Here is a 26,700-nt window from a genome sequence, read left to right as displayed (position 1 = left end):
GAGCTGCCACGACCGGTCTGGGTCGGGCGGTGCCAGACGCGCCGCGCCGGACCGGTCGGCAGGGGACGGTCAGTACGAGTGGTGCGCCTGCCAGTAGCTCCAGGCCCCGCACGGCGTCTTGTACCGGCCCTTGATGTAGCTGAGCCCCCATTTGATCTGGGTGACCGGATTGGTCAGGTAGTCCGCGCCGTACACGGACATTTTGCTGCCCGGGTACGCCTGCGGGATGCCGTACGCGCCGGAGGGGTTCCTGGCGGTCGTCCGCCAGCCGCTCTCCTTGTTCCACATGTTCACCAGGCAGGGCATCTGGTCGAGCCCGAAGCCCGCCTCGAGCAGCAGCCCGCATCCGATGCCCTGGTTGCCCGTGTACTGAGAGCACGACGACGGCACGTTGTACGACGGAGCCACGCTGGGCGTGTTGCGGGGCTTCGACCGGCTGGCCCGGACAGCGTCGTCCGCGGCCTTGGCCCGGCCGGCAGCCGCCTGCGCCGCGGCGTTCGCCTTCTCCTGGGCGTCCGCCTGGGCGGCGCGCTGCGGGGCGCCGAGGCGCCAGCTCTCCGCCTGGATGATCTTGAGCTGGTGCATCTCGTCGGCTTCCGCCATAACGGCGTCGCCGGCCACCATGTTCCTGCGCTGTGTCTGACGATCGGCGCTCAGCAGGAACCCGCCCGTCAGGCCGAGAACCAGCAGCCCTATGGCGAATGCCCGCATCCCGAACCGGCTCAGCAGCCGACTCACGAACGTTCCCTTCGTCGGGGACAAGGCCCGGCGCTTCTCACCGTCGTTCACATCGACGGAGATCCGCACCGAGAACGCCGCCCCGCCAGGGTCCGCGGATTCGGGCATTGATGCACAGCCGCATCATCAGCCCCAAGCGTTCGAGGACCACCCTGAACCAGGGCATGGCCCGCCGTCAGCCGAAGGGCAGTCAACTGTGACCTGTATCACGCCGCGAATGCGGCCTAAACCCCCTAAATCGGGATCTCTTCGAGAAGGTCGGTGACGACTTCCGCGATCGGCGACCGCTCCGAACGGGTGAGCGTCACGTGAGCGAACAGCTGGTGGCCCTTGAGCGCCTCGATCACCGCGACCACACCGTCGTGGCGACCGACCCTGAGGTTGTCCCGCTGGGCGACGTCGTGAGTCAGCACCACCCGGGAACCGGTGCCGATCCGGGACAGCACGGTCAGCAGTACGCCCCGCTCCAGCGACTGCGCCTCGTCCACGATGACGAACGCGTCGTGCAGGCTCCGGCCCCGGATGTGAGTCAACGGCAGCACTTCGAGCATGCCGCGGGAGATGACCTCGTCCAGCACGTTGTCGTGCACCAGCGCGCCCAGCGTGTCGAACACCGCCTGCGCCCAGGGCGACATCTTCTCCGCCTCGGACCCCGGCAGGTATCCCAGCTCCTGGCCACCCACGGCGTACAGCGGCCGGAAGACCACGACCTTCTTGTGCTTGCGCCGCTCCATCACCTGCTCCAGCCCGGCACACAGGGCCAGCGCGGACTTCCCGGTCCCGGCCCGGCCACCGAGCGACACGATCCCGATCGACTCGTCGAGCAGCAGGTCCAGCGCGATGCGCTGCTCCGCCGACCGGCCGTGCAGCCCGAACGCCTCACGGTCTCCGCGCACCAGCCGTACCGTCTTGTCCGGCAACACCCGCCCCAGCGCCGAACCGCCGGACGAGTGCAGCACCAGCCCGGTGTGCGTCGGGAGGCCGGCGGCTTCGCCGAGGTCCAGGGCTTCGCCGGCGTAGAGCGCGCTGACCTGGCCCTCCGTCAACTCGAGCTCGGCCATGCCGGTCCACGTCGGGTCGCTGGCCTGACCGTGCCTGTACTCGTCGGCCGAAAGCCCCACCGAGGCGGCCTTGACCCGCAGCGGCATGTCCTTGCTGACCAGCGTGACGTCCTTGCCCTCAGCGGCCAGCGCCAGGGCGACGGACAGGATCCGGGTGTCGTTGGCATCGTTGCGGAAGCCCGGAGGCAGCACGCTCGGATCGGCGTGATTCAGCTCGACCCGGAGGGTGCCACCGGCATCGTTCACCGGTACCGGCTCGTCCAGCCGGCCGTACTGGACGCGCAGGTCGTCCAGCAGCCGCAGGGACTGCCTGGCGAAGTAGCCGAGTTCCGGGTGGTGCCGCTTGCCCTCCAGCTCGGAGATCACCACCAGGGGGAGGGTCACCTCGTGCTCGTCGAAGCGCAGGAACGCGGCTGGGTCTGCGAGCAGAACTGAGGTGTCCAGGACGTAGGTTCGGGGCGCGGCCTTGCGAGTGTTACGGCGAGTGGTCACAGGCTGCTCCGGCGAGCGGCACCCCCGCTCACGACTGCGCGTCCGGTGCCCGGTCGCACGGGATCGGGTGCGAATCCCGTGGCGTTGGGTAGAGCGGTCCGGGCCTGCCGGTTGGCCCGGGAAGCCCCCGACGCCATGCCTAGAAGCTAACGGGCCGCTGCCAACTCTGCCAGTAGCACAGCCATTCCGGTGAGCGGCATTACCGACGGCCGCACCTCCGGGCCTCCGGCCACACCTCCGGCCGTGGAGCAAAAAGGGGCGCCCGGCGGGTGTTCCCGTCCCCGCCGGGCGCCCCGGCATCTGTATCGCGGCAGCCGGGCCGGGTCCGGCTACGGCTCGCGGTCAACCGGTGCCGGTCCGGTGCCGCGTGCCGTTCCACGATCGCAGCCGATGCCTCGGATCGGCGGCGTAGATGCTCACGCGTCGGGGTGCTGGGCGTGACGCCCCGAACCTGACGCGCTGGTGTAAGTCGTGCCGGATCGGACGATCGAGAACGTGTCGGTCCGACCCTTGCTGGTGAGGGCCGCGCTGACCGCGGCCTGCGCCTCCCGCCGACGCCGGTTCCAGCAGGCCCGGTCGCCGTCGAAGTACCCCTGCCGGTACCCGAAGCGGTACCCGAACCGGTATCCCACCCGGGCGTGCAACCGGCCCGCCGCGTACGTCGACGACCCCAGCAACAAGATCAGGAACAGTGCGGCTCCCGGACTCATGCGACCACCTCGCTGTGCTCGTTCATGGCGTCACCTCGGGCTCGTCGAGCAGCATGCACAGGTCGCCGGTGTCTACGTCCTCAATAAGCTCGATGGCGATCCGGCAGCCACTCTGGACGATCTCCGCGACCGAGGAACGGCGAACCACGCCTTCCGCCTCGTATACCCGGATAGTCAGGTCGGGGCAGCCGAGGTGGATCCGCCAGGCGTCCCACTCGCTGCGCTCGCCGACACTGAGGGACAGGTACCGGCAGCCCCGGGCCAAGTAGAGCCGCCACGGTGCGACGAGGCCCGCCGCCACTCCGTCGGCGACAAGGCTGAACGCCTCTGTACGACTTGCGATTTCGGTCATCCGCACACCCCGGTTACCTCCCAGCTCCGGCTCCCGCGCGAGGCCACCGTAGTCGCGGCGGCACGCGAGCCGGCCTTCTTTGTCGGCCCGAACTGCTGCACTTCTTTTCCCTTGACGCGTCGAGGTGACTACTCTGGTCGGCGACTGTCCCGGGTACGTGACATACGATATGTCGTAACGCGCGCGTGACAGCATCATCCGTTCGGCTGATTCCTTTCGACCATTCGGACCAGGTACGCTGAGCAGGTGCAACCCCTCTATACCGCGAATTTCGAGCCGTCCGTCGGGCACTCCGAGGTGTCCCATGAGCGTGACGGGTCACCGCCACGTTTCGGGCATCCGAGTGCCGGCACGTACCTTGGCCGCGTGCGTGACACCCCCAGCCGCCATCAGGCGTTCGCCGCTTTTGTGCGCAAGGCGCTCGACGACGCACGCAGCACCCGAGCCTGGAACGGCTCGGAGGTGGCGCGGCGCACCGGGATCTCCCGCCAGACCATCAACCGCTGGGTACGCGGCGATTGGAGTAACGATCCCGAGCCCGCCCGGGTAGTGGCATTCTGCGAAGGATTGGGGATCAAGCCGACCATCGCCTTCGGCATCCTCGGCTGGGACCGGTCCGCACCGGCCCGGCCCACACCAGCGCCGCCGCCGATGGATCCCGACGTGGAGGCGCTGCTTCGCCGGCTGATGGATCCGGCCGTCTCCGAGTCCGAAAAGTACCATATTCGGGAAACTGTCCGATACCTCGCCTACCGGCCGTCGGTGCCGGACGATCCGAGCAAGAGGCAGCGACGCGCCGGCTGAGATTGCAAATGGCGAAAGAACCCCCTGGAATCGCAATCTTCCGCCTCCCCTGAGTGGCCGGGCGGTTTACCTTCCGTCACGGGAGGGCGATGAGACGTCATCCGAGGTGGGGGCACGTGCGGGCGGTTTCGCTCCGCACCGAAGGAGACGCAGTGATGGGCTTCAAATGGGCCGGTGTCCTGGTCGCGGTCGTCACGGCCGCACTGGACGCACTGGCGAACCTGCTGTTGGCCACGCTCACCACGCACTCGGTCCCCGAGGTGGTGAACCTGTTCGCGGTGGCGTGCTCGGCCGTGGCGGCGATCACGGCGATCGTCGTCCACGCGTACGCCCGGCTCGAAGCCAAGGTCGATCTGGTCATCGAGCTGGTGGTCGGCCGGTTCGACGAGTTGGAGAACCGGATCGGCGACCGCAACAGCGGCTTCGTCGAGGGCTACATGCTCAGCCACGGGCCGGAGGCGTCGGTCGTGCCACTCGCCCCGAGGGGCGTCCGCCGCGCGGCGGCCAGCCCGGACGACTGACCAGCGGAGCCTGTGCTCGCCTCCGCCACAAACCGGCTCCGGCTGTGCTCAGGCTCTACCACACGGCCTGTGCTCGCCTCCGCCACAAACCGGCTCCGGCTGTGCTCAGGCGCCGAACCGGCGCTGGCGGTTGGCGTACGACCGGAGCGCCCGGAGGAAGTCGACATACCGGAATTCCGGCCAGTTCATGTCGCAGAAGTAGAACTCCGAGTGGGCCGACTGCCAGAGCAGGAACCCCGACAGCCGTTGCTCGCCGCTGGTGCGGATGACCAGATCGGGGTCGGGCTGGCCCTTGGTGTACAGGTGCTCCGCGATGTGCTCGACGTCCAGGACCTCGGCCAGCTCCTCGATCGTCCCGCCGGCCTTGGCGTGCTCGTGCAGCAGAGAGCGGACCGCGTCGGTGATCTCCCGCCGGCCGCCATAGCCGACCGCCGCGTTGACCGCGACCCCACCGGTGCGGTTGGCCGTGCCCTCCTCGGCCGCCTTCAGCGCCGTCGCGGTGGACGCCGGCAGCAGGTCCAGCGCGCCGACCATGCGCAGCCGCCACGGGTTGCCCTCCGCGGCCAGCTCGGTGACCAGGTCCTCAATGATCTTGAGCAACGGATCGAGCTCGGACGCCGGGCGCTGGAGGTTGTCGGTGGCCAGCAGGTACAGCGTGACGTGCTCGATGCCGACTTCGTCACACCATCGAAGCACGTCACGTACGCGCCGGGCGCCTACCCGGTGGCCGTCGTTCGGGTCGACATACCCCATTTCCTTCGCCCACCGGCGATTGCCGTCGCACATCACGCCGACGTGCTGCGGCCGGGGCTTACCGACAAGCGATGCGGCGAGCCGCCGCGCGTACAACGAGTAGAGCAGGTCTCGCAAGCTCACTATCGCAGCCTAGCCACACGGCCGCGGGAGTCGGAGCGAGCGCCACAACAGCTCAGCAACGAATAGCCGTACGGAGTACCGGGGCCGGCCGTTGCGGACCGGCCCCGTCAACCGTCGGTCAGTCGATGCCCAGCCGGGCCTTCAACGCGTCCAGTTCCGCCCACATGACGGCGGGCAGCTTGTCGCCCAGCTTCTCGAACCACTCGGTCACCTGCGGGATCTCCGACCGCCACTCCAGCGGGTCGACGACAAGCGCCTCGGCCACGTCCGCTTCGGGCACATCGAGGCCGGAAACGTCCAACGCGCCCGGAGCCGGGACGAACCCGACCGGAGTCTCCACCGCCTCGCCGGTGCCGTCCAGCCGCTCGACGACCCACTTGAGCACCCGCGAGTTCTCGCCGAACCCGGGCCAGAGGAACCGACCGTCGTCGCCGCGCCGGAACCAGTTGACGTAGAAGATCTTCGGCAGCTTGTCGGTGTCGCCACCGACGCCCTTGCCGACCTCGACCCAGTGCTGGAGGTAGTCGCCCGCGTGGTACCCGATGAACGGCAGCATGGCCATCGGGTCCCGGCGGACCACGCCGACCTGGCCGGTCGCCGCGGCGGTCGTCTCGGACGAGATGGTGGCGCCCAGGTAGACCCCGTGCACCCAGTCCCTGGCCTGGGTCACCAGCGGGATCGTCGTCTTGCGCCGGCCGCCGAACAGGATCGCGTCGATCGGCACGCCCCGGGGGTCCTCGTACTCCTTCGCGAGGATCGGGCACTGGCTGATCGGCGTGCAGAACCGCGAATTCGGGTGGCTCGACGGCTGGGCCGAGTCCGGGGTCCAGTCGTTGCCGTGCCAGTCGGTCAGGTGCGCCGGCGGCTCACCCATGCCCTCCCACCAGACGTCGCCGTCGTCGGTGAGCGCCACGTTGGTGAAGATCGAGTTGCCGGCCGCGAGGGTACGCATGGCGTTCGGGTTCGTCTTCCAGTCGGTACCGGGGGCGACACCGAACAGGCCGTACTCCGGGTTCACCGCGTAGAGTCGCCCATCCGGGCCGAAACGCATCCACGCGATGTCATCGCCGAGCGTTTCGACCTTCCAGCCCGGGATGGTCGGCTCCAGCATGGCCAGGTTGGTCTTGCCGCAGGCCGACGGGAAAGCCGCCGCGATGTAACGCACGCTGCCCTGGGGCGAGGTCAGCTTGAGAATGAGCATGTGCTCGGCGAGCCAGCCCTCGTCCCGGGCGATCGCGCTGGCGATCCGCAACGAGTAGCACTTCTTGCCCAGCAATGAGTTGCCGCCGTAACCCGAGCCGTAGGACCAGATTTCCCGGGTCTCCGGAAAATGCGAAATGTATTTGGTGTCATTGCACGGCCAGGCGACATCCGATTCGCCGGGCCCCAGCGGCGCGCCGACAGAATGCAGGCAGGCCACGAAGTTGGCGTCGTCGCCCATCTTGTCCAGCGCCTGGCGACCCATGCGGGTCATGACGCGCATCGACGCGACCACGTAGGCGGAATCCGTGATCTCCACGCCGAACATCGGATTCTCCGCGGTCAGCGGACCCATGCAGAACGGGATGACGTACATGGTGCGGCCGGTCATGCAGCCGCGGTACAGCTCGGTCATCGCGCGCTTCATCTCGCCGGGCGCCATCCAGTTGTTGGTCGGTCCGGCGTCGGCCTCGTCGACCGAACAGATGAAGGTGCGCTCCTCGACCCGGGCGACGTCCGACGGATCGGTGCGCGCCCAGAACGAGTTGGGCTTGATGCTCGGGTTCAGCGGCACGATCGTGCCGGCGTCGACGAGCTCAGTGGTCAGCCGTTGCCATTCTTCGGGGGAGCCGTCGCACCACACCACCGCGTCGGGCGTGGTGAGCTCGGCGATCTCGCGTACCCACGCGAGAAGTCGCGGGTGGGTGGTCGGGGCCTTGTCCAACCCCGCGGTAACGGCCGGCGCGCTCATGGGCATCTCCTCAATCATCGATGGGTCTCGAAGGGTGCCAAACGACCATTTAGATTGGCGGGAATCTGCTCAGCGTAAGCCCGTTCGCCGGGTTAAGCATGGTGAGAGCTTGTGAAGAAATGCACAAGCAAGCAAGATTTTTCGGTCCGCTGCGCGCTCTGGCGCGATTTTCGCTGGTACTAAGCGCCTTTGCGCACAGGCATTATCGAACCCGCCGACGCCGCTCTCCTCGCCGCGTCCACGCGACCGACTAATTGCCTAACCATTTGTGGTTACTGAGAGCAATGAAAACCCCGGGCCGCCCGGCTGGCGTCCGCCCGGAACGGGCCGTCGAAAGCGACGAACTGCGCCCGGTAGCGGCCAGGAACGCGGAGAGACCGGTAGGCTCTGGACCGTGTCGGTACCCGCGACGACGTCGACCACGGACCCGGCGCACCCCGGTCCCTCGGGCGCGCTGCGGGAGCGTCTCGCGCGCCTGATCCGCGAAGTCGGGAAGTTCGGGATCGTCGGCGGCCTGTGCTTTCTGGTCGACACCGCCATCCTCAACCTGCTGCTGTCCGAGCTCGGACCGTTCTGGGCCAAGGTGTGCTCGACGGTCATCTCGGCCACGCTCGCGTTCATCGGCAACCGGTTCTGGACCTGGCGGCACCGGCCGCGCTCGGCGGTCCACCGGGAGTACGCGCTGTATTTCGCGTTCAACGCGGTCGGGTTGCTGATCGGCCTGGCCTGCCTGTGGATCAGTCACAACGCCCTCGGCCACGTCTGGCCGGACGTCTTCGCCACCCGGCTCGCGGACAACATCTCGGCGCAGATCGTCGGCACCGCGTTCGGGACACTGTTCCGCTTCTGGTCCTACCGTCGCTTCGTCTTCCCGGCCGCTGCCAGCAGCGCAGGGACGGCGAGCCACGGCTGAGGCCAAGGTCGCCTGGCGTAGGGTTGCGCGGTGCCACTTGCCCGTCCGCTGCCCGAGCGCGTCCAACGGCTCGCCCGCGAGGTCGTGACGTACGGCGTCGTTGCCATCATCAACACGGCGATCGACTTTGCTCTGTTCAACGGCCTGATCTCGCTCGGCGCGCTCAAGGCGAACACCATCTCAACGATCGTGGCCACCACGACGTCGTTTCTGATGAACCGGCACTGGGTCTACCGGGACCGGCCGAAGAAGGCACTTCACCGCGAGTACGTCCTGTTCTTCGGGGTCAACCTGGTCGGGTTGGTGATCCAGGAAGTGGTTCTGGGCCTGGCAAGCCTGGGCGTTCACGACATGTCGAGCCACCGGCTGGAGCTGAACCTCTACAAGTGCCTGGGCGTCGCGGTGGCGATGATCTTCAGGTTCTGGGCGTACCGGACAGTTGTGTTCCGGGCCCGTCCGTCGTCCCGGCCCGCCAACTCCTCCCGGGCCGCCAACTCCTCCCGGGCCGCCAACTCGGCCGCCCCCTCGGCCCTCCCGGCTGACCGCACGCCGATGGCCGACCGGTTCGACGCGCTGAGCATTCCGCTGGAGGTCGACCTGCCCACCGACCTGAAGGCGGCAACCGACCTGGAGAGCGATTCGTGGCGCGGAGGTGCGGCACTGTCATGACGCGCTCCGGTACCGGCCGGGAGGCCGATCTCTTCTACGAGGACCTGTCACCGGGCCTGGTCTTCGACCTCGGTGTGGCGGATGTCGACGAGGCCGAGATGCTGGCGTTCGCGCGCCGGTTCGATCCGCAGTGGTACCACGTCGACGAGTCGCTGGCCGCGGAGAGCGCGTACGGCGCCGTGATCGCCAGCGGCTTCTACACGGTCAGCCTGTTCATGCGCGCCTACGTCGATCATGTGCTCGACCGGGCCGCCGCCGCGGCCTCGCCGGGCCTGGAGGAGCTGCGCTGGACCGCCCCGGTCTACGCGGGCGACCGCCTCGCGGTCCGGCTGGAGGTCGTGGATCGGGCGCCGTCCCGTGCCCGTCCGGGCTTCGGCACGGTCGTCCTGGCGGCCACGATGACCCGACTGGGGGCAGACGGGGAACCCGAAGACGATGTGCTGCGGACCAGGTTCCGCGGCTGGTTCGCGCTGCGCCCCCCTGCCGCCCGGCGGTAGCCCCAGGCCGGCGGGCTTCGGGCTCGCCGGGTGCTGGCACGCCCGTGGCCGGCGCCGCCCCGCACAGCGCCGGCCACGATAGCGATGATCAGTCGTTGTTGCGGGGGCCTGTGCTCGCCTCCGCCACAGATCGGCTCCGGCTGCGCTCAGGCGTCGTCGCCGCGACCCTTGCGCGACTGCGCCCGGGTGACCTCCTTGGCCAGCGCCTCCCGGTCGTCGTCGCCGAAGGTGTGCGAGTCGTGGTCAGCCTCGACCAGCTCGTACAGCTCGCTCTGGATCTTCTCGACATGCGGGATGTCGGTCAGTACGACCTGGCCGCGCTCGCCGGCCGACTCGATGGTCAACGTGCCGCAACCCAGCATCCGCTCGAAGAACGTGTGATGGAACGAGACGTCGTTGACCCGGCCGAGCGGGATGTCCCGGCCGTCCCGGGAGAACACGCCCTCGCGCATGATCACGCGCTCGTTGGTGAACACGTAGTGCGTGGTCCGCCACTTCATCCACGGCCAGATCGTCAGCCAGCAGACCAGAATCAGACCGATCACGCCCAGCACGATCAGCGCGATGTTCGACCAGCTTTTATCGGGTAGCAAGAACCAGGCCGCACCAATGCCAACAATCACCACGACCAGCACCAGGACCGGCCGCACCATAGCCTTCCAGTGCGGGTGGAGGTGGACCTCGACGCGCTCATCTTTAGTGAGCACACTCTCCGGGAATCCCACCACAACCTCCTTATCGACAGTCGGAAGTGACGATAGAGGTATCCCGCCAACTTTTGGCGCAGGCGTGCGTCTATCTGAGATGAACTATGTCCCCTGAAGCGACCGCTGTCACTGTCTGATCGCCGTGCGTCACCAGCAGTCGCCCGTCACCGTCCACATCGGAGGCCGTACCGGTCAGCGTCCCGCCTCTGGGGAGCGTCACGGTGACCGGCGTACCGAGCGTCGCGCATCCGATCCGGTACGCCTCGCGAAGCCCGGACGTCTCGGGATCGCCGGCCACCTCACGCCACCGCCGGTACCAGGCGGCCAACTCGCGCAGCAGCGCGCGCAGCAATGGATCGCGATCGGTACAGGCAGCGCCGGCCAGCGCGAGCGAGGTGGCATCGGGACGCGGAAGCTCCTCCCGCTCCAGCGTCACGTTGAGCCCGATGCCAAGCACCACCGCCCCGTCCGGCTGTGCCTCGGCCAGGATCCCGGCGCACTTGCGCTCGTCGACCAGCAGGTCGTTGGGCCACTTCAGCGCCGCTTCCACCTCGCCAAGCCGCCGTACCGTCTCGGTCAGCGCGACGCCGGCGAGCAGCGGCAGCCACCCGAACCGGCCGACCGGTACCGCGGGGGTCGGCCGCAGCAGCACGCTGACCGCGAGTCCGGCCCTCGGCGGCGACTCCCACTGGCGGCCCAGCCTGCCGCGTCCGGCGGTCTGCTGCTCCGCGACCACGACCAGCCCCTCGGCTGCGCCGTCCCGCGCCGCGGCGGCCACGTCGGCGTTCGTGGACTCGGTCCGGTCGACCAGCTCCAGCGCGGTCCACAGCCCGTTCGGGACGAGCAGCGCGCGGCGCAGGGCCCGGGAGTTCAGCGGCGGGCGGTCCAGGCGGGAGTACGGCGACGACACTCCCCGACCCTACCCGTGGGCAGACTCCCGACCGCCCGGCTCGCCTTCATGATCAAGGGCTCGGTCCCGCGAAAGGTTGCCTCCACCACAAGCCCGCTGCGGCCGCGCTCGTCAGCGGTGCCGCTAGCATCGCCTGCATGACAGGGCAGCGCACCGAGATCGACATCCACACCACCGCCGGCAAGCTTGAGGGACTGCGTGAGCGGATCGACGAAGCGGTGCACGCGGGGTCCGCCCGAGCGGTGGAGAAGCAGCACTCCCGGGGCAAGAAGACCGCCCGCGAGCGGATCGACATGATCTTGGATCCCGGCTCGTTCGTCGAGCTGGACGAGTTGGCCCGGCACCGCTCGACCGCGTTCGACATGGCCGACAGCCGCCCGTACGGGGACGGTGTGGTCACCGGGTACGGGACCGTGGACGGCCGGCCGGTGTGCATCTTCGCCCAGGACTTCACGGTCTTCGGCGGCTCCCTCGGCGAGGTGTTCGGCGAGAAGATCGTCAAGGTCATGGACCTGGCCATGAAGACCGGCTGCCCGGTCATCGGGATCAACGACTCCGGCGGCGCCCGGATCCAGGAGGGTGTCGTCTCGCTCGGCCTGTACGGCGAGATCTTCTTCCGCAACGTGCGCGCGTCCGGGGTGATACCGCAGATCTCGCTCGTCATGGGCCCGTGCGCGGGCGGTGCCGTCTACTCCCCCGCGGTCACCGACTTCACCGTGATGGTCGATCAGACCTCGCACATGTTCATCACCGGCCCGGACGTCATCAAGACCGTCACCGGCGAGGATGTCGGCTTCGAGGAACTGGGCGGCGCCCGCACCCACAACACCAAGTCGGGCAACGCGCACTACCTCGCGACGGACGAGTCCGACGCCGTCGACTACGTCAAGGCGCTGCTGTCCTACCTGCCGTCCAACAACCTGGACGACGCTCCGGTGCGGGAGGCCGACGCCGACCTCACCATCTCAGCGGAGGACCTGGAGCTGGACACGCTGATCCCGGACTCGGCGAACCAGCCGTACGACATGCACCGGGTGATCGAGCACGTCCTGGACGACGGCGAGTTCCTGGAGGTCTCGCCGCTGTACGCGCAGAACATCGTGGTCGGCTTCGGCCGGGTGGAGGGGCGCCCGGTCGGCGTGGTCGCAAACCAGCCGATGCACTTCGCGGGGTGCCTGGACATCGCGGCGTCGGAGAAGGCGGCGCGGTTCGTGCGTACCTGCGACGCGTTCAACGTCCCGCTGCTCACCTTCGTCGACGTACCCGGGTTCCTGCCCGGTACCGGTCAGGAGTGGGACGGGATCATCCGGCGCGGAGCGAAGCTGATCTACGCGTACGCGGAGGCCACGGTACCGAAGGTCACCGTCATCACGCGGAAGGCGTACGGCGGCGCGTACGACGTGATGGGCTCCAAGCACCTCGGCGCAGACCTGAACTTCGCCTGGCCGACCGCGCAGATCGCGGTGATGGGCGCACAGGGGGCGGTGAACATCCTCTACCGGTCGGAGCTGCGGAACGCGGACGACCCGGTGGAGTTGCGCGGGCAACTCATCGCGGAATACGAGGACACGCTGGCGAATCCGTACGTCGCGGCGGAGCGCGGGTACGTCGACTCCGTCATCGCACCGTCGGCGACCCGGGTACAGATCGTGCGCGCCCTGCGTACCCTGCGTACCAAGCGGGAGACGCTGCCGCCGAAGAAGCACGGCAACATCCCTTTGTAATCCTATGGGAGCACTTGGTGGTCGAGCGAGACGAGGGAGGTGACCCGATGACCTCCGCCTTTGTGCTGGAGCGGCCCGAGGCATGGACCGAGGAGAGGTACTTCGCGCTCGGCGAGACGAACGCCGGGGTGGAACTCTTTGATGAGAGCCTGCTGGTGAGCCCCGCCCCCACCGTCCGACACCAGGATCTGTCCGCCCTGCTGCGGGAAGCCATGCTCCCCGGCGCGAAGGCCGTCGGGTTGAGGGTCTATCTCGCCGTCAATGTCCGCCTGAAGCCGGGGAGGGTACCCATTCCCGACCACCGCGTGCTGAAGATGCACTACTACGCCGTCGCCGGCATTCCGTGGTATCTGCTCGTCGGCTCAGACCCGGTGACCTTGACCCTGTACCGGCTCGACGGCGACCACTACGTCCAGCACGCCTCGGCCAAGCCCGGCGAGACCCTGACCCTCACCGAACCGGTGGCCGCCGAACTCGACACGGCCGCTCTCGACTCCGAGTTAGACGCCTGAGCGCAGCAGCGGCACGACCAGCAGGTACCCGCCGAGCAACAGCGACGCCACGTTCACCACGCCGAACAGCCCCACCCAGAACAGCCCCGGTATCCGGGTGAGCCGCGCCAGCTGGTCCGCGTCCGAGTCCGGTGCCCGGCCCCGCGAACGCAGCCGCTGAAGCTCCCCGATCGGACGCACCCCGCCGAGCAACAGGAACCACACACCCGCGAAGGCGAACGCCGCCTGGGCCGCCGGTGACGCGAACCAGGACACGAAGAAGACCACCGCGCCGACGACCAGTACCGCGACCGCGCCGTACACGTTGCGGATCATCACGAGTACGGCCAGCAACAGCACCAGGCTCACCCACAGCAGCAGGGTGATCCGGCCCAGTCCGAGCAGCCCGGCCCCGGCGAGCCCGAGCAGCGACGGCGTGACGTACCCGGCGAACAGCGACAGCACCATTCCGGCGCCGTACGGTTTGCCGCTGGAGAGAGTCAGTCCCGACGTGTCCGAGTGCAGCCGGATCCCCCGCAGCCGCCGGCCGCACAGGACACCAACCAGCGCATGGCCGCCCTCGTGCGCGATCGTCACCGCGTTGCGGGTCAACGCCCACACTCGGTGCGGCGTGATGACCAGCAGGGCCACCACACCGGTCACGATGACCAGCAGGTGGGGCGGATCGGGCTGGGTATTCAGGACGTTGTGCCAGAGATCGCCGAGGGTGGTCATCGCGACAGGGTATGCGCTGGCTCTAAGACTTGCCTTGGAAGGTCGACATGATCAGGTCGAAGTTGGGCAAATTCGCCGCCCAGACCGAGTCCGGGGTGGACCAGTAGAAGCCGTACGCCTGGTGCGGACCGAAGACCGCGCCCCGGTTGATGACGTGGGTACGCACACCGTCCTTGTCGTACGTGAACTCCCAGTCGGCCGCCTTGAGGTGGTACGGGACGGCCGCGATCTTGATCTCTTGGTACCCGGGGAAGTCGCCGTGCGACACCCGGTACCGGGACTGACTCGTCCAGTCCGCGACCGGATCGGACTTCGGCTGGTTGGTCTGATCCACACCGAGCAGCCTCCCGCCGGCCGGATCGTGGAAGTAGACGATGGTTCCACTGTGCGAGATCGTCCAACCGTCCGGTACGGCGACGGAGAACCCGGTCGGGTCGTTGTGCATCTGCCAGCCGGCCGGAAGGCCCGTACCGGCGGAGCTGGGCGGCACCGAGGGGGGCGCCGACAGCGACGATGCGACCACGGACGGCGACAGGGTCTCGGCCGGAGACGTGGGCGCCGGCGTTGCGGGCAGCGCCTGGGCGGACGGGGAGGCGGGCGTCGATGCGGCGGTGGTGGTGGCAGCAAGATCCGACGGGCGCAGGCCGATCCCGACGAGCGCGGCGACAATGACGACGACGATCAGCGTGCCGAGTGCGACGAACATGAGTGTCCGCGTGGACTCGGCGGCGGGCGGCGAGACGCGCACGTACGGCCGCCGGACGCTCATCGGGCCGCTCCGGACGACGCGCGGCACGACGATGCCCGAGCCGGCGGCATTCGCACCGGCGTTCGCTCCGGCTTTCTGCCCGGCGATGGTGGGTCCGGCGGCGGTGGGTCCGGCATTAGGCCCGGCGGCGGTGGGTCCGACGCCGAACGGACCGGCCAGTGAGCTGGCGGGTATCGGCTCGATCACGGTGGCCTCGGGCGCCTCGATCACGGTGGCCTCGGGCGCAACGCCCGTCGGCTCGATCATCGTGCGCTCGGTCTCCGCCGGCTCGTCGGGCGCGGGCTCGTCGGCTGCGGGCTCGTCGATTGCCAGCTCATCGATGGCCGGCTCGTCGAAGGCCTGCTCATCGAAGGCCTGCTCATCGAAGGCCTGCTCATCACGCGCGGGCTGGTCGACTGCCGACTCGTCGGTTGCCGACTGGTCGGTTGCCAGTTCGTCGGTCGCCAGCCAGCCGGCGGGCGACTCGTCCGCGGTCGCGCCATCGGCGGCCGATGCGCCATCGGCCGACCCGTCGAAGGCAGCCGACTCGTCGGCGGTCGTTCCGTCGGCGGTCGTTCCGTCGGCCGCCTCGGTCCCGGCGGCCGGCGATGCGGCGACGCTCGGCTCGCCCGGCCATGGCTCGGCGATCGGCCAGAGTCCCATCGAGTCGGACGTCGACTCGATGGCAGACCGCCGCGTATCGGCGGCGAACTGGTGGTCCCGCCCCGGCTCGGCGCCGGACGGATGCTCGGGCTCAGCATCCGGCGAGTCCGCGGCGCCGGGCTCAGACGAGTCCGGCTCGGCGGCAGCCCACCCCTCGGCCCGGCCCGGGGCCGTCTCGCCGTCGGACTCGCCAACAGCCGAAGAATCCAACTCAGCCAAAGAATCCGGCTCAGCCCAGGCATCCCCCTCAGCCGAAGAATCGAGCTCAGCCGAATCCAGCTCACCCGAAGAATCCAGCTCACCCGAGAGATCCGGCTCAGCCGCGTCCGAGGCCGCCTCGACGTCGGCACCCGCCTGAACCAAGGAATCCGGCTCGGCCGGGGCATCCAGCCCAGCGGAAGAATCCGGCTCAGCCGGAGCATCCAGCCCAGCCGGAGCATCCAGCCCAGCCGGAGCATCCAGCCCAGCCGGAGCATCCAGCCCAGCGGACCCGTCCGGTTCAGCCGAGTCCGACGCCGGCTCGGCCGCAACGTCGACGTCAGCCAGATCGGACGCCGCCTCGATCGCACCATCCGCCAAGTCGACGCCGACCGGCTCGTCGGGCTCCGACAGAGCATCCGGCTGGCCGGCCGCCGACTGGGGTTCGTCCAGCGTGGGGGTCTCGGTCGGCCGCGCGTCCGCCGCGGGCGCCTCATCGGGCGCCGAAACCTCGCCCGGTGCCTGCGCCTCGGCCGCGTCCAGCGACCCGTCGGTCCGCTCCTGTGCCGTCGTCGAAGCGGCCATCGCCGGGTCGATCGACTCGGTCGACCCCGCGGACGCCGCCGTGTCACCGGAAACGGCCGAACCCGCGGACTCAGCCGGAGCAGCGGACACCGGCGACCCAGCGGCCGGACGAGCGTCGCCTGAACGACCGTCGGCCGGGCGACTATCGTCCGGCCGCACCTCGGCGGCCCGGCGTGTGTCGTCCACCGGTGGCGTGACGGGAAGCGGCGGCCAGGTCGGCGGCTGGTCCCGGGACGGGGCCTGCGGCTGCGTCCGAGGAGGCGCCGGCGGCTGGGCCTGGGGTGGTGCCGGCGGCTGGGCCCGGCCGACAGCGGGGCGCTGGGCCGGCGGTTCGGCCGACCTGATCGGCGGCTGAGCCCGGCCCACCGGTCGGGTCGGCTTCGCCGGAGCCTGGGCACGGCCGACCGCCGGCCAGCGGGGCTGCTGAATCGCTGGCTGTGCCTGCGACTGCGGCGGAGTGGGCGGCGGCACAGGTGGGCGACCGCCCGGCCGGCGCTCGCGGGGAAGGCGCCACGGCTGCTCCTCCGCCCGCCGGAGCGAGCTGAGCAGGTGGCGCAGCGAGTGGGCGGCCTGCGGCGCGGTCATCCGGGTGACCGGGTTCTTTTCCAGCAGCCGTTCGAGCACCGGCCCGAGCGGCCCGGCGAGCACCATCGGGTCCGGCGGCTCGGTCACCAGCGCGGTCAGTGTCGCCATCGCCGTCGACCGGTGGTACGGGGCGCGGCCCTCGACCGCCGCGAACAGTGTGGCGCCCAGCGACCAGAGGTCCGATTCGGTACCGGTGACGCCCTGGCGGGCCCGCTCCGGCGCGATGTACGCCGGGGAACCCAAGATCAGCCCGCTGCGGGTGAGCGTCGCGTCGCCGGCCAGCGTGGCGAGGCCGAAGTCGGTCAGTACCACCCGGCCGTCGTCCGCGACCAGCACGTTGCTCGGCTTGACGTCGCGGTGCAGCACCCCGGACCGGTGGGCGGCGTGCAGCGCACCGAGGATGTCCAGACCGATGCGGGCCACCTCGGCAACCGGCAGCGGCCCGTCGTCGGCGATCAGCTGCTGGAGCGACCGGGACCGGACGTACTCCATGACGATCCACGGCCGGCGCGGGCGGGCCACGACGTCGTAGATGCGTACCACGTTGGGGTGGTTGAGCCGGGCGATGGCCCGGGCTTCGCGCAGCCCGCGCTCGCTGGCCTCCTCGCCCTCGGACTCGGTCAGCCCGCTCGGCGGTACGACCTCCTTGACCGCGACATCGCGGTGGAGGACCTCGTCGCGAGCGAGGAAGACTCGGCCCATACCGCCCTCGCCCACCTGACTGATCAGACGGTAGCGCTCGGTTGCCGAAGATCGTTGGGGGGAAGGCACGCATCGAAAGTACCCGGCCGGCTCCCGGTTAGGCTCGGGGGATGGACGCTCACGCTGCCATCAGGATCGAACATGGCACTCCGACCGACGAAGAGCTGGCAGCTCTCGTCGGGGTACTGCTGTCGCGACCGGCCGCACCGGCGGTGGGCCCGCAGCGGCGATCCCACTGGGTGGACAGCGGCCGCCCGGGTTCCGCCGTCCGCCGCGGCCCGCATGCCTGGCGTACCGCGGCGCTTCCCCGCTGACCGCCAACCCAAACGCCTTGCCGACGGCGAAAAGCTCCCCGCTGACGGCGTCCGAAGCGCCCCGCCGGACCGGCGTCCCGAACGCCCCGCCACGCGCGGTTCGACCGCCGAGCCGCCGGGTCAGCAGAGCGGCCGGTCGGCAGCCCATTTACGATTCCCCGGTGACCCAGCCACCGCACCTGGTACTCGCGTCCGCGAGCCCCGCCCGGCGCAAGACGCTCGCCGCGGCCGGTATCGACGTCGAAGTCATCGTCAGCGGCGTCGACGAGTCCACTGTGGACCTCACGGATCCGGCGGCCTTCTGCCTCGCCCTGGCCGCGATGAAGGCGGCGGCGGTCGCCGAGCGCCTGCGGGGGCGACCAGTCCGTCCGGGGTCCCCCGTTCTGGTGCTGGGATGTGACTCGATTCTCGCGTTCGACGGGCAGATCCTGGGCAAGCCGGCCGACCGCGACGAGGCGGTCGCCCGCTGGCGGCAGATGCGCGGGCGCAGCGGCGAACTGTTCACCGGCCACAGCCTTATCGACCTCACCGGAGACCGGCACGCGGACGCCACCGCGGTGTCCACCGTGCATTTCGCCGACATCAGCGACGCGGAGATCGAGGCGTACGTGAACACCGGCGAACCTCTGGAGGTTGCGGGCGCGTTCACCATCGACGGCCTGGGCGGCCCGTTCGTGGAGTCGATCGTGGGAGACCCGGGCACGGTGGTCGGGGTTTCCCTGCCGCTGCTGCGCCGGCTGCTCGCCACGCTCGATGTGCCGATCACCCAACTGTGGAGACCGTAGGCTGAGTTCCATGTCCACGAAGACCGATGCCCTCCCCACCGAACTGCACGCCTACCTGGTGGCGCACGGCTCCCAACCCGATCCGGTCGTCGCCGACCTGATCGCGGAGACCCGGGCGGCCCTGCCCGGCGCGGCCGGGATGCAGATCTCGCCCGAGCAGGCTTCCCTGTTCACCCTGCTCGCGAAGCTGTCCGGCGCCCGGTACGCGGTCGAGGTCGGCACCTTCACCGGACTGTCGTCGATCGCGATCGCCCGGGGACTGCCGGACGACGGGCACCTGGTCTGCTGCGACGTGTCCGAGGAGTTCACGTCGATCGCGCGCCGGTACTGGGAGCGCGCCGGGCTGACCGGCAAAGTCGAGCTGCGCCTCGGGCCGGCCGCCGACACGCTGCGCGCCATGCCCACTGAGCCGCACATCGACCTGGCGTTCATCGACGCCGACAAGACCGGTTATCCGGTGTACTGGGCCGAGTTGGTTCCCAGAATGCGGCAGGGTGGAATTCTGCTGGTCGACAACGTGCTGCGGCATGGGCGGGTACTCAGTCCGGTAAACGACGACGACCGCGCGATCGTCGCGTTCAACGACGAGGTTCTGGCCGACGAGCGGGTCGAGGCGGTCATGCTCCCGATCGGCGACGGCATCACCCTGGCCCGCCGCAAGTAGAAGCGCAGCCCGCCGCCGGTAGAAGCCCGGACAGTGCGAGCCCGCCCGTAGTCGACTACGGGCGGGCTCGCGCGACCCGGACGGCGGCGCCGGCCGGGCCACCCCCCGTCAGCGCACGCTCTTGGCGAACGAACGCGCGGCCCAGAACACCGACAGCACGGTCAGCACACCGAGGATCAGCAGAGACTTCCAGACGCTCGAGTCGCCCGGGTTGCCGGCGAACAACGCGCGGCTGCCGTCCACCGCCCAGGAGAACGGGTTCCACTTCGCCACGTCGGCCAGCCAGTGCGGCGCGTACCGCATGGGCAGCAGGACGCCGGACAGCAGCAGGATCGGTACGCCCACGGTGTTCAGCAGCGGCGCGAGCGCGTCCTCGCTGCGCAGCTTGAGCGCGATCGCGTACGACGCCGCCGAGAGCATCAGGGCGATGAGCCCGAGTACCGCGAAGGCCAGCAACGCGTCGCCCAGCCCGACCGCGAGCCCGAACGGGATGGACAGCACTGTGATGATCGCGGCCTGCACGACCAGCGAGACGACGTCCCGCAGCGACCTGCCGAGCAGCAGTGCCAGCCGACTGACCGGGGTGACCCGGCTGCGTTCGATCACGCCGGCGCGCAGCTCGGAGATGAGCGCGAAGCCGACGAAGAACGTCCCGAAGATGGCCAGCTGGACCAGGATGCCCGGTACGAAGATTCGGTACGCCTCGGCACTCGGCAGCCGCAGCGCCCCCTTGAGCAGCGGACCGAACAGGAACAGGTAGTACAGCGGTTGGATGATCCCGACGATCACCCAGACGGGATTGCGCAGCACCAGCATCATCTGCCGCTGGAAGATGAGCCAGGTGTCTCGTGCGAGCTTCATCGCCATACCTCTCAGGACTCGCGCAGCGAGCGGCCGGTCTTGGTCAGGAACACGTCGTCGAGGCTCGGGCGGTGCAGCTCGATAGAGTCGAGTCGCACGCCCGCGCCGTCGAGGGTGCGCAGGATCTGCGGCATCGCCGTGGCGCCCGCGTCGACGACCAGACGGACGCCGTCGCCGGACGGTTCGAGCTGCCGCACGTACGGCTGGTTGTCGAGCAACTTCGCGGCCTGCTCGGCGGCGCCGGGTACGCCGACGGTCACCACGTCGCCGGAGACCTCACGCTTCAGGTCGTTGGGCGTACCCTCGGCGACGATCTCGCCGTGGTCCATGATGGCGACCCGGTCGCAGAGTGCGTCCGCCTCGTCGAGATAGTGCGTGGTGATGAAGACCGTCATCCCCTCCGAGCGCAGCCGGCGTACCTCGTCCCACATGTGCGCCCGGCTCTGCGGGTCCAGGCCGGTCGTCGGCTCGTCGAGGAAGATCACGCCGGGTGCGTGGATGATGCCCAGCGCCACGTCGACCCTGCGGCGCTGGCCGCCGGAGTAGGTCTGGCACTTGCGGTCGGCGAACTCGGCGAGTTCGAACGACTCGATCGCCCGGGCCGCCCGCTGCCGCGCGTCCGCCTTGGCGATGCCGTACATGCGGGCCTGCAGGACCAGCTCCTCGCGAGCGGTCACCGCGTCCCAGGTGCTGCCGCCCTGGGCCACGTATCCGATCCGGCGGCGCACCTGCCCCGGGTTGCGCCGCAGGTCGGCGCCCGCGATCGTGGCCTCGCCGCCGTCCGGCTGGATCAGCGTGGCGAGCATGCGCAGCGTGGTGGTCTTGCCGGCGCCGTTCGGTCCGAGGAAGCCGAAGATCTCGCCCTTCGCGACGGACAGGTCGACGCCGCGGACCGCGTCGACGGTTGCCTTGCGGGCCCGGAACGATTTCCGCAGGCCGATCGTCTCGATCATGCTTCTCCCCCACCGGGTACGTGCGTCACTCATCGAGGTCCCCGGTAAGCTAACGCGATATGTCGCGTCGCGTCAAGCTTGAATAGTCGCGTTGTATCGCGATGGGCGTCACGACTGGGTCGTGACACGTGGACGCTGCTTTAGTCCGCGCTCGGCAGCTCGCCGGCCTCCACCCGGTCGGCCAGCCGTTCACACCAGTCCGCCTCGACCCGGGCCTTCGCCATGGACAGCTCGAACATGTACGCGACGTGTGGAGCGTCCGCGTTCGGCGAGGCGGCGAGCCGCACCTCGGTCCCGTCGACGAACAGCCGCAGCAGCCGGGCCCGGTTGCGCAGCGCGCCGGCCGCCTCGCGCCGGGCCAGCGCTGGCAGGAACGCGTACGCGGCGGTGAACGGGTCGGGCGGGACGCTGTACTCCCACCAGTACCGGCGCAGCAGATCCTGGAACTCCGCCTCGCCCTTGTCGGTGATCTCGTACGTCGTCCGGGCCGGCCGCGAGCCGACCTGTCGCGTGGACACCTCGGTGAGCAGGCCCTCCTCGGCCAGCTTCTTCAGCGCGTGGTACACCGAGCCCGGCGCCACGTGCGCCCAGTCGTCCGCGTGCCAGCTAAGCAGTTCGCGGCGCACGTCATAGCCGTGTACCGGCTGGAAGATCCGGACCACGCCGAGGATGAGAAGCCGGGTTGTCGACACCGTCCCAGCGTAATAGCCAAATTTGACTATCGGCTGCGACGCGGCGGAGCGCGGCCGCCCCGTGCCAAAGGTCACCGGGCCGCCTTCGGGGCACCGGTTTACACTGCCCGGCATGCGTAAGGTGCTGATCGCGAACCGGGGCGAGATCGCGGTACGAGTGATCCGGGCTTGCCGCGACGCCGGGTTGGAGTCAGTCGCCGTGTACGCGGACTCCGACCGCGACGCGCTGCCCGCTCGGTTGGCCGACGAGTCCTACGCGCTCGGCGGCGACACCTCCGCCGAGACGTACCTGAACATCGAGAAGGTGCTCGACGTGGCCCGGCGCTCCGGCGCCGACGCCGTGCACCCGGGCTACGGCTTCCTGTCGGAGAACGCCGACTTCGCCCAGGCCGTCCTCGACGCCGGGCTGACCTGGATCGGCCCGACGCCGCAGGCCATCCGCGACCTCGGTGACAAGGTGACCGCCCGGCACATCGCGCAGCGGGCCGGGGCGCCGCTGGTCCCGGGCACCGCGGAGCCGGTCGCCGACGCCAGCGAGATCATCGCCTTCGCGACCGAGTACGGGCTGCCGGTGGCCATCAAGGCGGCGTTCGGTGGTGGCGGGCGCGGGCTGAAGGTCGCCCGGACCATGGAGGAGATCCCGGCACTGTTCGAGTCCGCCACCCGAGAGGCGGTTGCCGCGTTCGGCCGGGGCGAGTGCTTCGTCGAGCGGTACCTGGACCGGCCCCGGCACGTGGAGGCGCAGGTACTGGCCGACCAGCACGGCAACGTCATCGTCGTGGGCACCCGGGACTGCTCGCTGCAGCGCCGGCACCAGAAGCTGGTCGAGGAGGCACCCGCCCCGTTCCTCACCGACGAGCAGCGGCAGCAGATCCACACCTCCGCCAAGGCGATCTGCCGGGAGGCCGGTTACCACGGCGCCGGCACCGTCGAATACCTGGTCGGCGGCGACGGGACCATCAGCTTCCTCGAAGTGAACACCCGCCTGCAGGTCGAGCACCCGGTCACCGAGGAGACCGCCGGCATCGACCTGGTGCGTGAGCAGTTCCGGGTCGCGGACGGCGAGACGCTGCGATGGACCGAGGATCCGAAGCCGCGCGGGCACGCGATCGAGTTCCGGATCAATGGCGAGGACCCGGGACGCAACTTCCTTCCGGCCCCCGGCGTGGTGAGCGAGCTGCGGCTGCCCAGCGGCCCGGGGGTGCGGGTGGACACCGGCATCGAGTCCGGCAGCGTGGTCGGCGGCAACTTCGACTCGCTGCTGGCCAAGGTGATCGTGTACGGGCAGACCCGGCTCGAGGCGCTGGAGCGTGCCCGGCGCGTACTGGACGAGTTGGTCGTCGACGGGATGGCCACCGCGCTGCCGTTCCACCGGCTGGTCGTGCGCGACCCGGCCTTCACATCCGAGCCGTTCTCCGTGCACACCCGCTGGATCGAGACCGAGTGGGCCGGCGGCGTACCGCCGTTCGGAGCGGGGTCCACTGTGGACGAGCCCGAGCCCCGGCAGACGATCGTGGTGGAGGTCGGCGGGAAACGTCTGGAGGTTTCCCTGCCGGCATCCATGGGTACCACTGTGAAGGCCCCCGCCGTCGCCAAGCCTGCCCCCAGGCGCGGCGGGGGTCACAAGTCCGGTACCGCGGCGAGCGGCGACGCACTGACCTCTCCGATGCAGGGCACGATCGTGAAGATCGCGGTGTCGGACGGCGACACGGTCGCCGAGGGTGACCTGGTGGTCGTGCTGGAAGCGATGAAGATGGAACAGCCGCTGAACGCGCACAAGGCCGGCGTTGTCACCGGCCTTGCCGCGTCCGTCGGCGACGTCATCACCGCCGGCTCCGTCATCTGCGAGCTGAAGTAGCCAAGGGTCGCGCGTCGGGGACCGCGGAACCGCTCCGCAGCGCCCGGATCGCGTCGGCGACCGACATCGCCTCGGCGGCCGGAGATCCGGCGGGAGACGACGCCGCCGAGTCGGCCGAAGATCCGGCCGCAGGCGAATCGGCGGGAGACGAAGCCGCCGAAGACGATGCGGCCGAAGACGAAACGCCGGGTGACGAGCCCGCCAAGGACGAGGCGCCGATCGGCCGCGACCGCAGCGACACCTCTCCCGCTGCCGCCTCGCGCGCGCCGATGACGGCGACGTACGGCACCCGCCGCGCGTCCCGTACCCGGGCGCCCAGCGACCCGTCGAGCGCCAGGTTCACCCGCAACCCGGCCGCCGCGCAGTCGTCCGCGAACCGCCCGGCCGCCGCCACCTGGTCGGCGCCGACCGGCAGCACCGCCACCTGAACCGGCGCGTACCAGGCCGGAAAAGCGCCCGCGTGCACCTCGATCAGGTGGCCGAACAGCCGTTCCATGCTGCCCGCCAGGCTGCGGTGCACCATCACCGGCCGGACAGCCACACCCGATGAGTCCACATAGGACAGATCGAACCGGGCCGGCTGGTGGAAGTCGAGCTGGACGGTCGCCAGGGTCGACTCCCGGCCGGCCGGATCGACGATCTGCACGTCCACCTTCGGGCCGTAGAACGCCGCCTCACCCGGAGCGTCCACATAGGACATGTCGCCGAGCGCGTCGCGCAGTATCCGCTCGGCCAGCTCCCACTGCTCCGGCTCCCCGCCGTACTCGTGGCCCGGACCGCGCAGCGACAACCGGAACCGGGCCGGTACCACGCCGAGCGCTTGGTGCGCCTGGCGCATCATTGCCAGTACCTGAGCCACCTCCTCGCCGACCCGGTCGAGCGGAGCGAAGATGTGCGCGTCGTTCAAGGAGATGGCGCGTACTCGAGCCAGCCCGCCCACCACCCCGGAGCGCTCCGCGCGGTACATGCCACCCAACTCCGCCACGCGCAGCGGCAGGTCGCGGAACGAACGCTGGCGCGAGCGGTACACCAGCGCGTGGTGCGGGCACAGGCTGGGTCGCAGTACCAACTCCTCCCCCCCGTCGCGCATCGGCGGGAACATGTCGTCGGCGAAGTGGCCCCAGTGCCCGGAAATCTCGTACAGCTCACGCCGCCCCATCGGCGGCGAGTACACGTGCTGGTACCCGGCGGCCGCCTCCAGGCGTCGCAGGTACTCCTCGACGGCGTGCCGGGCGACCGCGCCGTCCGGCAGCCAGATCGGCAGGCCGGCGCCGATCAGCGGGTCGGACGCGAACAGCTCCAGCTCCCGGCCGAGTTTGCGGTGGTCAATCATCGTTCTCCTCCTGGTAATTCACCGGTTCGGCTCCAAACACCGGGCGGAGACACGAAAAAGGCCCCGGGCTCGGTGCCCGGGGCCTTCGACGTCTGGTGGTCAGCGCGAAGCTACGCCGGGACTCCCCGGCGTCGTCGTGCATACTGCCGCTCTGATCACGGCAGCAAGGCTAGCCGACGAAACGCTGTGCCGCCACCGGTTTACGGCTCGTGGTGCATCAGCTGGCGGGCCGCCTCGGTGATGGAGCCGGACACCGAGGGGTAGATGGTGACGATGTGCGCCAGCTGGTCCACGGTCAGGTGGTTGTCCATCGCCATCGACACCGGCAGGATCAGCTCGCTCGCCTTGGGTGCCACCACGACACCGCCGAGTACCCGACCGGACGCCGGGCTGCAGAACAGCTTCACGAACCCGTCCTGGATGCCGGTCATCTTCGCCCGGGCGTTGCCGTCCAGCGACAGCATCACCGACCGGGCCATCACCTCACCGCTGTCCACATCGGACTGTGACACGCCGACCGAGGCCAGCTCCGGATCGGTGAACACGTTGGCCGCGACCGACTTGAGCCGCAGCGGGGCGACCGCCTCGCCGAGCGCGTGCCACATCGCGATCCGGCCCTGCATCGCGGCCACGCTGGCCAGCGGAAGCAGGCCGGTGCAGTCTCCGGCGGCGTACACACCCGGCACGTTGGTTCGGGAGACCCCGTCCACGGTCAGGTAGCCGCCGGGCGCCACGTCCACGCCGTACTCGGCCAGGCCCAGGTCGCCGGTGTTCGGCACCGAACCGACCGCCATCAGAGCGTGCGACCCCTCGACCACCCGGCCGTCGGCCAGGGTCACCGCCACCCCGGACGCGGTCCGCTCCACCGAGGCGGCCCGCGAGTTGTTCAGGATGCTCATGCCCCGCGAGCGGAACACCCGCTCGATGGCCATCGCGGCGTCCGGGTCCTCGTGCGGCATGACCCGGTCCCGGCTGGAGACCAGCGTCACGTTCACCCCCATCGCCAGGTACGCCGAGGCGAACTCGGCGCCGGTCACGCCCGAGCCGATCACGACCAGGTGCTCCGGGAACTCGGGGAGGTCGTAGACCTGGCGCCAGGTGAGAATCCGTTCGCCGTCCGGCCGGGCGGTGGCCAGGATGCGGGGCGTCGCTCCGGTCGCGATCAGAACCGTGGACGCGTCGATCGCGTACGCACGGTCACCGTCGGAGGGAGTCACCTCGACGCGATGTGTGTGACCCAGCGTGTCAGCACCGAGCCGGGCAGTTCCTGAGACAAAAGTCACGCCCGCTTTGATCAATTTGGCGTGGATGTCTGCGCTCTGGGCCCTGGCCAGGCGTTTCACCCGGGAATGGACGGCCTCGGCGTCCACGCTGACGGCGGCCAGGCCCCCGGCGTTCACCCCGAACTCCTCGGTATCCCGGTACCCCGTGACCACGTCCGACGACGCGATGAACGTCTTCGACGGTACGCAGTCGGACAGCACACAGGCCCCGCCGGCACCCTCCGCCTCAATGACCGTGACCTCGGCATTCAGCTGCGCGGCGACCAGCGCCGCCTCGTACCCGGCCGGCCCACCGCCGATGATCACAATCCGCCCCACGACACCC

Annotated in this window: 25 protein-coding genes and 1 pseudogene; 11 read left to right on the top strand and 15 right to left on the bottom strand. The window is 69.8% G+C overall.

The features are described 5' to 3' along the window. Positions 1–69: 69 nt before the first annotated feature. The 4 genes from Raf01_RS04225 to Raf01_RS04210 form a co-directional block, all read right to left on the bottom strand. Positions 70–738 (bottom strand): aggregation-promoting factor C-terminal-like domain-containing protein, encoded by a 669-nt coding sequence (locus tag Raf01_RS04225; RefSeq protein WP_239133362.1) that lies wholly within the window; start codon positions 736–738, stop codon positions 70–72. Between the two features lie 233 nt (positions 739–971). Beyond that, positions 972–2,291, bottom strand: coding sequence for an RNA 5'-3' helicase PhoH2 (phoH2, locus tag Raf01_RS04220; protein ID WP_239133361.1), 1,320 nt, complete (start codon positions 2,289–2,291; stop codon positions 972–974). Between the two features lie 416 nt (positions 2,292–2,707). Further along, positions 2,708–3,001 carry a hypothetical protein gene (locus tag Raf01_RS04215; RefSeq protein WP_203916375.1) on the bottom strand — a complete coding sequence of 98 codons (294 nt, stop codon included), beginning with the start codon at positions 2,999–3,001 and terminating at the stop codon, positions 2,708–2,710. Between the two features lie 22 nt (positions 3,002–3,023). Beyond that, the gene (locus Raf01_RS04210; protein ID WP_203916374.1) at positions 3,024–3,353 is read right to left on the bottom strand and encodes a hypothetical protein; all 330 of its coding nucleotides are present in this window, start codon (positions 3,351–3,353) and stop codon (positions 3,024–3,026) included. Between the two features lie 366 nt (positions 3,354–3,719). Between Raf01_RS04210 and Raf01_RS04205 the strand changes: the two genes are divergently transcribed. Together Raf01_RS04205 and Raf01_RS04200 are read left to right on the top strand one after the other, a co-directional pair. Further along, the gene (locus Raf01_RS04205; protein WP_203916373.1) at positions 3,720–4,157 is read left to right on the top strand and encodes a helix-turn-helix domain-containing protein; all 438 of its coding nucleotides are present in this window, start codon (positions 3,720–3,722) and stop codon (positions 4,155–4,157) included. A 155-nt stretch (positions 4,158–4,312) separates the two neighbouring features. Continuing rightward, the gene (locus tag Raf01_RS04200) at positions 4,313–4,678 is read left to right on the top strand and encodes a hypothetical protein (RefSeq protein WP_203916372.1); all 366 of its coding nucleotides are present in this window, start codon (positions 4,313–4,315) and stop codon (positions 4,676–4,678) included. A gap of 105 nt (positions 4,679–4,783) precedes the next feature. Here the strand turns inward: Raf01_RS04200 and Raf01_RS04195 are convergent, their stop codons facing one another. Then, positions 4,784–5,554, bottom strand: coding sequence for an isoprenyl transferase (locus Raf01_RS04195; RefSeq protein ID WP_203916371.1), 771 nt, complete (start codon positions 5,552–5,554; stop codon positions 4,784–4,786). A gap of 118 nt (positions 5,555–5,672) precedes the next feature. Then, positions 5,673–7,505, bottom strand: a complete 1,833-nt coding sequence (locus Raf01_RS04190) for a phosphoenolpyruvate carboxykinase (GTP) (protein ID WP_203916370.1) — start codon at positions 7,503–7,505, stop codon at positions 5,673–5,675. 394 nt (positions 7,506–7,899) lie between these two features. On the opposite strand from Raf01_RS04190, the gene Raf01_RS04185 reads away from it, so the two are divergent. Genes Raf01_RS04185 through Raf01_RS04175 form a run of 3 tightly spaced genes read left to right on the top strand, consistent with a single transcriptional unit; the run spans position 7,900 to position 9,584 of the window. Beyond that, complete coding sequence (locus Raf01_RS04185; RefSeq protein ID WP_239133360.1) at positions 7,900–8,418, top strand: GtrA family protein; 519 nt, start codon at positions 7,900–7,902, stop codon at positions 8,416–8,418. A gap of 30 nt (positions 8,419–8,448) precedes the next feature. Next, positions 8,449–9,087, top strand: coding sequence for a GtrA family protein (locus Raf01_RS04180; RefSeq protein ID WP_203916369.1), 639 nt, complete (start codon positions 8,449–8,451; stop codon positions 9,085–9,087). Continuing rightward, complete coding sequence (locus Raf01_RS04175; RefSeq protein ID WP_203916368.1) at positions 9,084–9,584, top strand: MaoC/PaaZ C-terminal domain-containing protein; 501 nt, start codon at positions 9,084–9,086, stop codon at positions 9,582–9,584. Before Raf01_RS04180 ends, Raf01_RS04175 begins: the two co-directional genes overlap by 4 nt. Positions 9,585–9,730: 146 nt before the next feature. On the opposite strand, the gene Raf01_RS04170 is transcribed toward Raf01_RS04175, so the two are convergent. Together Raf01_RS04170 and Raf01_RS04165 are read right to left on the bottom strand one after the other, a co-directional pair. Next, positions 9,731–10,309 (bottom strand): PH domain-containing protein, encoded by a 579-nt coding sequence (locus tag Raf01_RS04170; RefSeq protein WP_203916367.1) that lies wholly within the window; start codon positions 10,307–10,309, stop codon positions 9,731–9,733. A gap of 70 nt (positions 10,310–10,379) precedes the next feature. Then, positions 10,380–11,201 (bottom strand): biotin--[acetyl-CoA-carboxylase] ligase, encoded by an 822-nt coding sequence (locus tag Raf01_RS04165; protein WP_203916366.1) that lies wholly within the window; start codon positions 11,199–11,201, stop codon positions 10,380–10,382. A 137-nt stretch (positions 11,202–11,338) separates the two neighbouring features. On the opposite strand from Raf01_RS04165, the gene Raf01_RS04160 reads away from it, so the two are divergent. After that, entirely contained in the window at positions 11,339–12,925 is a 1,587-nt protein-coding gene (locus Raf01_RS04160; RefSeq protein ID WP_203916365.1) for an acyl-CoA carboxylase subunit beta, read from the top strand. Between the two features lie 47 nt (positions 12,926–12,972). Beyond that, complete coding sequence (locus Raf01_RS04155) at positions 12,973–13,437, top strand: Uma2 family endonuclease (RefSeq protein ID WP_203916364.1); 465 nt, start codon at positions 12,973–12,975, stop codon at positions 13,435–13,437. Here Raf01_RS04155 and Raf01_RS04150 read toward each other — a convergent pair. Together Raf01_RS04150 and Raf01_RS50845 are read right to left on the bottom strand one after the other, a co-directional pair. Continuing rightward, positions 13,426–14,151 carry a M50 family metallopeptidase gene (locus Raf01_RS04150; protein ID WP_203916363.1) on the bottom strand — a complete coding sequence of 242 codons (726 nt, stop codon included), beginning with the start codon at positions 14,149–14,151 and terminating at the stop codon, positions 13,426–13,428. The two genes, Raf01_RS04155 and Raf01_RS04150, sit on opposite strands and share 12 nt — an antisense overlap. A 22-nt stretch (positions 14,152–14,173) precedes the next feature. Beyond that, positions 14,174–17,701: a serine/threonine-protein kinase gene (locus Raf01_RS50845; RefSeq protein ID WP_373319464.1), complete on the bottom strand. Its 3,528-nt coding sequence runs from the start codon at positions 17,699–17,701 to the stop codon at positions 14,174–14,176. A 41-nt stretch (positions 17,702–17,742) separates the two neighbouring features. On the opposite strand from Raf01_RS50845, the gene Raf01_RS04140 reads away from it, so the two are divergent. The 3 genes from Raf01_RS04140 to Raf01_RS04130 all read left to right on the top strand — a co-directional run bounded on the left by Raf01_RS04140 (position 17,743) and on the right by Raf01_RS04130 (position 19,395). Beyond that, positions 17,743–17,946: an acyl-CoA carboxylase subunit epsilon gene (locus tag Raf01_RS04140; protein WP_203916362.1), complete on the top strand. Its 204-nt coding sequence runs from the start codon at positions 17,743–17,745 to the stop codon at positions 17,944–17,946. A 161-nt stretch (positions 17,947–18,107) separates the two neighbouring features. After that, entirely contained in the window at positions 18,108–18,731 is a 624-nt protein-coding gene (locus Raf01_RS04135; protein ID WP_203916361.1) for a Maf family protein, read from the top strand. A 10-nt stretch (positions 18,732–18,741) separates the two neighbouring features. Next, positions 18,742–19,395 (top strand): O-methyltransferase, encoded by a 654-nt coding sequence (locus tag Raf01_RS04130; RefSeq protein ID WP_203916360.1) that lies wholly within the window; start codon positions 18,742–18,744, stop codon positions 19,393–19,395. A gap of 108 nt (positions 19,396–19,503) precedes the next feature. Here Raf01_RS04130 and Raf01_RS04125 read toward each other — a convergent pair whose 3' ends face one another. The 3 genes from Raf01_RS04125 to Raf01_RS04115 form a co-directional block, all read right to left on the bottom strand. Beyond that, the gene (locus tag Raf01_RS04125; protein ID WP_203916359.1) at positions 19,504–20,256 is read right to left on the bottom strand and encodes an ABC transporter permease; all 753 of its coding nucleotides are present in this window, start codon (positions 20,254–20,256) and stop codon (positions 19,504–19,506) included. Positions 20,257–20,267: 11 nt separating this feature from the next. Then, positions 20,268–21,209: an ATP-binding cassette domain-containing protein gene (locus Raf01_RS04120; RefSeq protein WP_203916358.1), complete on the bottom strand. Its 942-nt coding sequence runs from the start codon at positions 21,207–21,209 to the stop codon at positions 20,268–20,270. A gap of 140 nt (positions 21,210–21,349) precedes the next feature. Continuing rightward, a complete protein-coding gene (locus Raf01_RS04115; protein WP_239133359.1) occupies positions 21,350–21,901 on the bottom strand; it encodes a PadR family transcriptional regulator in 552 nt (183 codons plus the stop codon). Positions 21,902–22,013: 112 nt separating this feature from the next. On the opposite strand from Raf01_RS04115, the gene Raf01_RS04110 reads away from it, so the two are divergent. Next, positions 22,014–23,759 (top strand): acetyl/propionyl/methylcrotonyl-CoA carboxylase subunit alpha, encoded by a 1,746-nt coding sequence (locus Raf01_RS04110; RefSeq protein WP_203916356.1) that lies wholly within the window; start codon positions 22,014–22,016, stop codon positions 23,757–23,759. Positions 23,760–23,982: 223 nt separating this feature from the next. Here the strand turns inward: Raf01_RS04110 and thrS are convergent. Beyond that, a pseudogene (gene thrS, locus Raf01_RS04105) lies at positions 23,983–25,092 on the bottom strand (threonine--tRNA ligase); the annotation flags it as partial. Positions 25,093–25,292: 200 nt separating this feature from the next. Then, the gene (locus Raf01_RS04100) at positions 25,293–26,693 is read right to left on the bottom strand and encodes an NAD(P)H-quinone dehydrogenase (protein ID WP_203916354.1); all 1,401 of its coding nucleotides are present in this window, start codon (positions 26,691–26,693) and stop codon (positions 25,293–25,295) included. Positions 26,694–26,700 lie beyond the last annotated feature (7 nt).

It is taken from the genome of Rugosimonospora africana (genome assembly GCF_016862975.1).
Classification (GTDB): Bacteria; Actinomycetota; Actinomycetes; order Mycobacteriales; family Micromonosporaceae; genus Rugosimonospora; species Rugosimonospora africana.
Note: the sequence above shows the minus strand (reverse complement) of the source record. Positions and strands in the feature narration are given on the sequence as shown.